The organism is Cryobacterium sp. Y62, from assembly GCF_002929785.1.
GTDB lineage: Bacteria > Actinomycetota > Actinomycetes > Actinomycetales > Microbacteriaceae > Cryobacterium.
Genome location: NZ_PJJK01000113.1, coordinates 104353 through 111959, shown reverse-complemented (window position 1 = coordinate 111959; position 7607 = coordinate 104353). Strand labels below are relative to the sequence as shown.

The 7607-nt window shown below is 63.4% G+C and carries 9 protein-coding genes; 6 read left to right on the top strand and 3 right to left on the bottom strand.

Annotated elements, in window-relative coordinates:
- Positions 1-149 precede the first annotated feature (149 nt).
- Genes CXY71_RS13545 through paaI form a run of 3 tightly spaced genes read right to left on the bottom strand, consistent with a single transcriptional unit; the run spans position 150 to position 2555 of the window.
- A complete protein-coding gene (locus CXY71_RS13545; RefSeq protein WP_104136255.1) occupies positions 150-749 on the bottom strand; it encodes a TetR/AcrR family transcriptional regulator in 600 nt (199 codons plus the stop codon).
- 40 nt (positions 750-789) lie between these two features.
- Entirely contained in the window at positions 790-2109 is a 1320-nt protein-coding gene (gene paaK, locus CXY71_RS13540; protein WP_104136253.1) for a phenylacetate--CoA ligase PaaK, read from the bottom strand.
- Positions 2110-2126: 17 nt separating this feature from the next.
- The gene (gene paaI / locus CXY71_RS13535; protein ID WP_104136250.1) at positions 2127-2555 is read right to left on the bottom strand and encodes a hydroxyphenylacetyl-CoA thioesterase PaaI; all 429 of its coding nucleotides are present in this window, start codon (positions 2553-2555) and stop codon (positions 2127-2129) included.
- A 192-nt stretch (positions 2556-2747) separates the two neighbouring features.
- On the opposite strand from paaI, the gene paaA reads away from it, so the two are divergent.
- From paaA to CXY71_RS13505, 6 genes are read left to right on the top strand one after another with little or no spacing between them, the layout of a single operon-like run.
- Positions 2748-3737, top strand: a complete 990-nt coding sequence (gene paaA / locus CXY71_RS13530) for a 1,2-phenylacetyl-CoA epoxidase subunit PaaA (RefSeq protein WP_104136248.1) — start codon at positions 2748-2750, stop codon at positions 3735-3737.
- The gene (gene paaB, locus CXY71_RS13525; protein ID WP_092106867.1) at positions 3734-4039 is read left to right on the top strand and encodes a 1,2-phenylacetyl-CoA epoxidase subunit PaaB; all 306 of its coding nucleotides are present in this window, start codon (positions 3734-3736) and stop codon (positions 4037-4039) included. The genes paaA and paaB overlap by 4 nt, the downstream gene beginning before the upstream one ends.
- Positions 4036-4884: a 1,2-phenylacetyl-CoA epoxidase subunit PaaC gene (gene paaC, locus CXY71_RS13520; RefSeq protein ID WP_233204636.1), complete on the top strand. Its 849-nt coding sequence runs from the start codon at positions 4036-4038 to the stop codon at positions 4882-4884. Before paaB ends, paaC begins: the two co-directional genes overlap by 4 nt.
- A gap of 2 nt (positions 4885-4886) precedes the next feature.
- Positions 4887-5423 (top strand): 1,2-phenylacetyl-CoA epoxidase subunit PaaD, encoded by a 537-nt coding sequence (paaD, locus tag CXY71_RS13515; protein ID WP_233198310.1) that lies wholly within the window; start codon positions 4887-4889, stop codon positions 5421-5423.
- On the top strand, positions 5423-6568 hold the full coding sequence (paaE, locus tag CXY71_RS13510) for a 1,2-phenylacetyl-CoA epoxidase subunit PaaE (protein WP_104136243.1): 1146 nt from the start codon (positions 5423-5425) through the stop codon (positions 6566-6568). The genes paaD and paaE overlap by 1 nt, the downstream gene beginning before the upstream one ends.
- Before the next feature lie 27 nt (positions 6569-6595).
- Positions 6596-7369, top strand: coding sequence for an enoyl-CoA hydratase/isomerase family protein (locus tag CXY71_RS13505; protein ID WP_104136242.1), 774 nt, complete (start codon positions 6596-6598; stop codon positions 7367-7369).
- The last annotated feature ends 238 nt before the right edge of the window (positions 7370-7607 follow it).

The following is a 7607-nucleotide window of genomic DNA, read 5'->3' as shown; positions in this document are numbered from 1 at the left end:
CACCGCCGGACTTAACTTAGAAACACCAGAAAGGCCACCCTCGGGTGGCCTTTCTGCGTTAACACACCACCCACGGGTGGCTTTTTCTGTTAACCAGATAGAGCGCGAGAGGCCATGCACAATGTGCATGGCCTCTCGTCGTCAGAGAGCTAGCGGCGGCGCAGGCCGTCCAAGGCTACGGCTAGCACGTCGTCCGCGAGGTGGCCGGCGTCTTCGGGGCCTTCGGGGCGGTACCACTCGGCGATCGAATTGACCATGCCGAAGAGTAGGCGCGTGACGACGCGCGGGTCGATGTCGCTGCGCAATGAGCCCTCATCACGCGCTTCGATGACCAGCGCAGAGACCGCTCGGTCGAAGGCACGGCGACGGGTGAGCGCCAGGCGCTCGACCTCCGTATTGCCACGCACACGCAGCAGCAGGGTTACATACGGCAGCCGAGACGTTAAAATGTGCACGGCACCGCGTAGCACATGGGCCAGGCGGTCGATCGCGCTGCCGGTCAGTGCACCGGACTCCAGCAGAACGCCCTCGAGGCCGTTGAGCGCCTCGTCGAGGGCAAGTTGCAGCACTTCATCCTTCGAGGAGAAATGGTGGTAAATGGCTGCTTTCGATAGGGCCAGGCGTGTCGCGAGCACCCCCATCGAGGTGGCGTCGTAGCCAAATTCATTGAATGCGGTAACGGCGATCTCGAGGATGGCGCGCTGGTCGTAGCCGGGGCGCCCGCGCTTGGGGGTGTGTAGGTCAGACATAGGTCTTGAGTCTCTCACGCAGGGGGCCGGCTACGACAAACTAGCGCAGGTCGTATACGCGCTTGTGCTTTCCGGTGCTGCGCTCGAGGGTTCCGGGTTCAACGATGAGCACATTGACGCTCGACCCGATCCGGTCCTTGATTAGGGCAATAAGCAGGACGCGGGCGACCGCGGAGGCGGCATCGTCGGCGTGTTCGTGCCGTTCGATGCGCACGGTGAGCTCGTCCATGCGGGACGGTCGGGTCAGTTCCAGCACGAAGTGCGGCGAGAGGTGTTCGATGCCGAGCACGATCTCCTCGATCTGGGTAGGAAACAGGTTGACCCCGCGCAGAATGATCATGTCGTCGTTTCGACCGGTGATCTTCTCCATGCGGCGCATACCTGGCCGAGCGCTACCGGGAAGCAATCGGGTCAGGTCCTTGGTGCGATAACGGATGACCGGAAACGCCTCCTTGGTCAGCGACGTGAATACGAGTTCGCCCGTTTCGCCGTCTGGCAGGCTGTGTCCGCTGTCACCATTGATGATCTCCGGCAGAAAGTGATCTTCCCAGAGATGCGGGCCGTCTTTGGACTCGATGCACTCATTACCGACCCCGGGGCCCATAACCTCGCTGAGGCCGTAGATGTCGAGTGCATCGAAGTCGAGTCGGTCTTCCAGCTCGAGTCGCATCTGGTTGGTCCACGGTTCGGCACCGAGCACGCCGGCCTTGAGACTGGAACGGCGCGGATCGAGACCGGCGGCCACCATGGCGTCGGTGATCGTGAGCAGGTAGCTCGGTGTTGACATGATGACGTCCGGTTCGAAGTCCGTGATCATCTGCACCTGCTTATTGGTCTGTCCGCCCGAGATGGGAATGGCGCAGGCACCGAGTGCTTCGATGCCGGCGTGGGCGCCCAGTCCCCCGGTGAACAGGCCGTAGCCGTAAGCGTTGTGCACTTTCATTCCGGGGCGAACACCCGAGGCGCGCAGGCTGCGGGCGACCAGCCCCGCCCACATCGTGAGGTCATTCTTGGTGTAACCGACTACGGTCGGCAGGCCGGTCGTGCCCGACGACGTGTGAATGCGTGCGACCTGGTCCATCGGTACTGCGAACATGCCGAACGGGTGAGAGACGCGCAGATCTTCCTTGGTTGTGAAGGGCAGCAGCGTCACGTCTTCGAGGGTGCGGATATCGTCGGGGTGTACGCCGACAGCATCAAATTTGCGTGTATATAGAGGTACGTTCTCGTATGCATGCCGCACGGTGTGCTTGAGGCGAATCAGTTGCAGCGCGCGGATCTCGTCGCGGGACATCCGTTCTGCCGCGTCGAGCTCCGCTAGTGCCGGTGCGTGCAGACGGGTCTTGGTCAGCGTTGACATGGTGCCTTCCGGAAGGGTTAGAGGTGGTTGCGAGCGGGAACGGGCAAGTTGGTGGTGCGGCTTCGGCCGCGAAATTCGGCGACCGTGACGTCGTCGTCGATGGTCACCCGCACGTCGTAGATGCCGCTTCGGCCGCTCTTGACCCGCAACAGCGCGGTTGCGGTCAGGTTCTGGCCGCTCGTGGTCGGCTTTAGAAAGGTGATGTCGGCGCCGGCCGCGAGCGTCACGTGATGCGAGTCATTGCAGGCAATGGCGAAGGCCGTGTCGGCGAGAGCGAAGATGAAACCGCCGTGGGTGACATCGAAACCATTGAGCATGTCGTCGCGCACCATCATCGAGACCACCGCGTGGCCCGGCTCGTTACGGCGCACGATCATTCCGAGAGAAGCGGATGCCCGGTCGCGCTGCATCATGGCCTGGCTGCCGGCGGGCGGTGCTTCCGTCATTCGGATCTCCTCGTTGAGTTGCCGTTCAAGCGGGGGTTGCCCGCCCAATAATGAGACTATATACTAACTGAACGATCGGTTGGTAATAGAAGGCCGTTCAGTGCGCGAAATTCTCGACGTGCATTACCTTAGCGTCGCCAGCTTGCACACGACAAAGATCCGACCACCGCAGTCAACGCAGACCAGGAGCCGATGATGACAAGCACCATCACGCCCGATACGAGCGCATCCGTTGCAATCAGTGTCGAAGAACAGCAGTTCAACGACTTGATTGAAGCCGATTCGCGCATTGAGCCGCGCGACTGGATGCCCGAGGGGTACCGCAAGGCGCTCGTGCGCCAGATCTCGCAGCACGCGCACTCCGAGATCATCGGTATGCAGCCCGAGTCGAACTGGATCACTCGCGCCCCGAGCCTCAAGCGCAAAGCCATCCTGATGGCCAAGGTGCAGGACGAGGCGGGTCACGGCCTCTATCTTTATTCCGCCGCGCAGACCCTCGGCGCTACCCGCGATGACATGACGGATGCCCTCATCGCCGGCAAGGCGCGCTACTCCTCGATCTTCAACTACCCAACCCCGAGCTGGGCTGACATGGGCTCGATCGGCTGGCTCGTCGATGGCGCTGCCATCTGCAATCAAGTACCGCTATGCCGGGCCAGTTATGGCCCGTACGGCCGTGCCATGGTGCGTATTTGTAAGGAAGAATCTTTCCACCAGCGTCAGGGCTTCGAAATACTGCTCGAGCTCATGCAGGGCACCGATGAGCAGCGCCAAATGGCGCAAGATTCGGTCGATCGTTGGTACTGGCCCGCGCTGATGATGTTCGGCCCACCCGACGATGACTCACCCAACTCAGCGCAGTCGATGGCCTGGAAGATCAAGCGTCACTCCAATGATGAGCTGCGTCAGCGGTTCGTGAACATGCTTGTTCCGCAGGCGGCCGTGCTCGGCATTACATTGCCGGACCCCGACCTGCACTTCAACGAGGAAACCCAGCAGTGGGATCTCGGCGTGATCGACTGGACCGAGTTCCACGAGGTGCTCGCCGGCCGCGGCCCGAACAACGCCCAGCGCCTGCAGCGTCGTCGCGACGCCCACGACGAGGGCAAGTGGGTGCGCGAAGCAGCCGCGGCTTATGCACGTAAACAGTCCGCACGAACTGAAGAAATGGCAGCCTCATGACCACTCCTGGCGACTCAGCAGCAGAAATCTGGCCCCTCTGGGAGGTTTTCGTGCGCTCCAACCGTGGGCTCAGTCACGTGCACGTCGGCTCGTTGCACGCCCCCGACGAGACCCTCGCCGTGCGCAATGCCCGCGACCTGTACACCCGCCGCAGTGAGGGCGTCTCGGTCTGGGTCGTTCCCGCCGCCGCCATCACCACGAGTGACCCAGACGCCAAGGGCGCGTTCTTCGAATCGCCCGCCGGTAAGAACTACCGCCACGCGAGCTACTACTCCAAGAGCGAGGGCGTGAAGCACCTATGACGAGCCAACCTATGAGTGGTGACGACAGTAAAGCGGATGTTCACGGCCACGTCGCCGTCGACGTTACCACCCTCGACGCCGAGTTGATCGAGGGCCCGTCCGTCGCTACCCCCGACGTCGCGGAATATGCCCTGTGGCTTGGCGATGACTCGCTTATCCTGTCCCAGCAACTCGGCGCCTGGATATCCCGCGCTCCCGAGCTTGAAGAAGACGTTGCCCTCGGCAATGTCGCCCTGGACCTGATCGGGCACGCCCGGTCGCTGCTTCACTACGCCGGCACCGCCACGAACCGCACCGAAGACGACCTCGCTTACTGGCGCACCGAGCCGGATTTTCGCTCCCTGCACATCGTCGAGCAGCCCAACGGCGACTTCGCTCACACGATCGCGCGCCAATTCGTCGTGTCCCACTACCTATTCGAGCTGTACAGTCGGCTGCGGGCATCCGCTGACGCGACCCTCGCCGCAATCGCCGCCAAAGCGGTGAAGGAGGTCGATTATCACCGCGACCACTCCACCCAGTGGGTACTGCGCCTCGCGCAGGGCACCGACGAATCCCGCCGCCGCATGATCACCGCCCTGAGCGATCTTTGGCCATACGTCGAAGAGATCTTTCGCGACGACCCACTCATCGACAGCCTCGAAGGAATCGCGGTTCGCCCGTCGACCCTGCGCCCCGCGTTCGACTCCGCCATCGCGCCGGTGCTCGCCGAAGCCGAACTTGAAATTCCGCGCGGATTTGTCGCCTCCGGCGGTGGCCGCATCGGCCGGCACTCCGAACACCTGGCCTTTCTGCTGGCCGAAATGCAGGTACTCACCCGCGCCCACCCCGGAGCGTCCTGGTGACCATCGACGCGCACGAATCCCTGGCGCGCCCGCGTCCCTTCGATGCGGCCTCGCTGGCTGCCTGGGCGATTGCCGCCCAGGTCGTCGACCCCGAGATTCCGGTGCTCACCATCGAGGATCTTGGCGTGCTGCGCTCGGTCAACGTCACCAGCGACGCGGTTGCCGTCACCCTGACCCCGACCTACAGCGGATGCCCCGCGATGGACGCCATGCGCGACGACGTTCTCACGGCGCTCACGAGCGCCGGGTACGAGAACGTCTCGGTTCGCTTGGTGCTCAGCCCGGCATGGACCACCGACTGGATGAGCGAGGTCGGCCAGAACAAGCTCCGTGAGTATGGCATCGCGGCTCCGACCGGGCATGCGACCGTACGCGGCTCAGGTCCGACCGGCCCGATCCGCCTGAAAATGGCTGTGAAATGCCCGCGCTGTTCCTCGCTGAACACTCGCGAGCTCGCTCACTTTGGCTCCACCTCCTGCAAGTCCCTCTACGAATGCCGAGATTGCCTCGAGCCGTTCGACTACTTCAAGGTGCTCTAATGGCTGCAACACGTCTCGAATCCACGAACCAGAGCGCCACTACCCGGGCGCCGGTCAAGCACCGCGCGCGCTTCCACACCCTGACCGTGGCCGAAGTGCGACCGCTCACCGCGGACAGCGTCGAGGTCACTTTCACCGTTCCGCCCAAATTCCAAGGAGCTTTTGGCTACCTGCCCGGCCAGCATCTCGCCTTGCGCGCAATGATCGACGGCCAGGAACTGCGCCGCAGCTATTCGATCTGCCGGCCGGAAACAGCAGGTGAAATCAGCGTTGCGATCAAACGTGACCTCGGTGGTCTTTTCTCGACCTGGGCCAACAGCGAACTGCACGCCGGCGACGAAATCGACGTAATGAGCCCGCAGGGTAGCTTCACTACAACGCTGAAAGACCTCGATTACAAGCACGTCGTCGGCGTGGCCGCTGGCTCGGGAATCACCCCGCTCATGGCGCTCGCTCACACAGTGCTCGCCGCCTCCGCGACGTCGATGTTCACCCTCGTATACACCAACCGCACCGCGCTTGACGTGATGTTTCTCGACGAACTGGCCGAGCTGAAGGACCGCTACCCGGCCCGCCTCGCGCTCTATCACGTGCTCTCCCGCGAGCAGCGCTCTTCAACACTGTTGTCTGGCCGCATCGACGAGAAGAAGTTTCGACGTATGCTCGACACCATTCTGCGTCCGGCCACGGTCGATGAATGGTTTCTGTGCGGCCCCTTCGAACTCGTGCAGCTCTGCCGCGACACCCTCGAAAGCACCGGCGTCGATCGCTCGCATGTGCGCTTCGAACTGTTCACCACCGGCGAGCCCTCGGCGGCCCGTGGTGATCGAGGCCGGCCGGTCATCATCGGCGCGGGTGACAAGACGTTCCAGATCGAGTTCACGCTCGACGGCCAGAGCAACACGGTCACCACCCCGGTCAACGCGAACGAGAGCATCCTGAACGCTGCCCTTCGCGTGCGTCCCGACGTGCCGTTCGCCTGCGCCGGCGGAGTCTGTGGTACCTGCCGCGCCAAACTGGTCGGCGGAGACGTCACCATGACCGAGAACTACGCGCTCGAGCCCGAAGAACTCGCTCGCGGCTACGTCCTGACCTGCCAGTCGCACCCGACCACAGACACCGTCGTGGTCGACTATGACGTCTAACGCGCTAACACCAAGAAAGCGGATGCCGTGATTGACCTCTCGATAGACAACGACGTCGCCCACGTGGTGCTGAACGCACCCGACAAGCTCAACGCCCTCGATGAAGCCGCGATCGTTGAACTCGACGCGGCCTACCAGACCGCCGAGCGGGCCGGCGTGCGGGCACTCGTGCTGCGCGGTGAGGGGCGGGCGTTCTGCGCCGGGCGGGATATTGCAGGCGTCGATCCGCGCACCGACGACGTGCTCGGCTACCTTGGCGATCTCGTCACCCCGCTGTTGCAGCGCATGAGCCAGTTTCCGGCACCGACCTACGCGGCCGCCCACGGTGCCTGCCTTGGAGTCGGACTCGGCCTGCTCATCGCCACCGACGTCGTCTACGTTGCCGACACCGCCAAGATCGGCTCACCGTTCGCGAATCTCGGCGCCACCCTCGACTCCGGCGGGCACGCCCTGTTTCTGGAACGCCTCGGCGCACACCGCACCCTCGACCTGATCTATAGCGGACGCCTCATGTCTGGGGCTGAAGCCGTCGCCGGCGGCCTGTTCAGCCAGGTCTTTCCAGCTGCGGAGCTGACCGAGGCGACCGTGCAGGCGGCGACGCGCACGGCAGCTGGTGCTACCCAGGCATTTCTGGCAAGCAAGGCGCTCGTGCAGTCGCTGCGCGACGAGCGCCTCGGACTCTGGCAGAGCCTGAGCGACGAGACAGCGGCCCAGGCCGCGCTGTGCGCCACCAGCGACTATCGCGAGGGCTTTGCTGCCTTTCAGGAGAAGCGCAAACCCGCCTTCACGGGCCGTGCCTGACCCTCATTGATCGCGCAAGCGGGTGCTGCGTCATCCGCTTGCGAAAAGGTGCTTGCCCTGGGCCACGTGCCGTGTTGCCCCTATATTCACTGTGGCCGTAGCAGAGTCATTCTCAACAAGGAGCGCGATCTTGACCCGAGCACAACGTACCTCGATCGATTAGTCCACCCCGCAATCTCCCCAGCGACCACACGACGTCGTCATCGAGCCGTCGCAAGTTTCACCCTGCTGTTCTTCG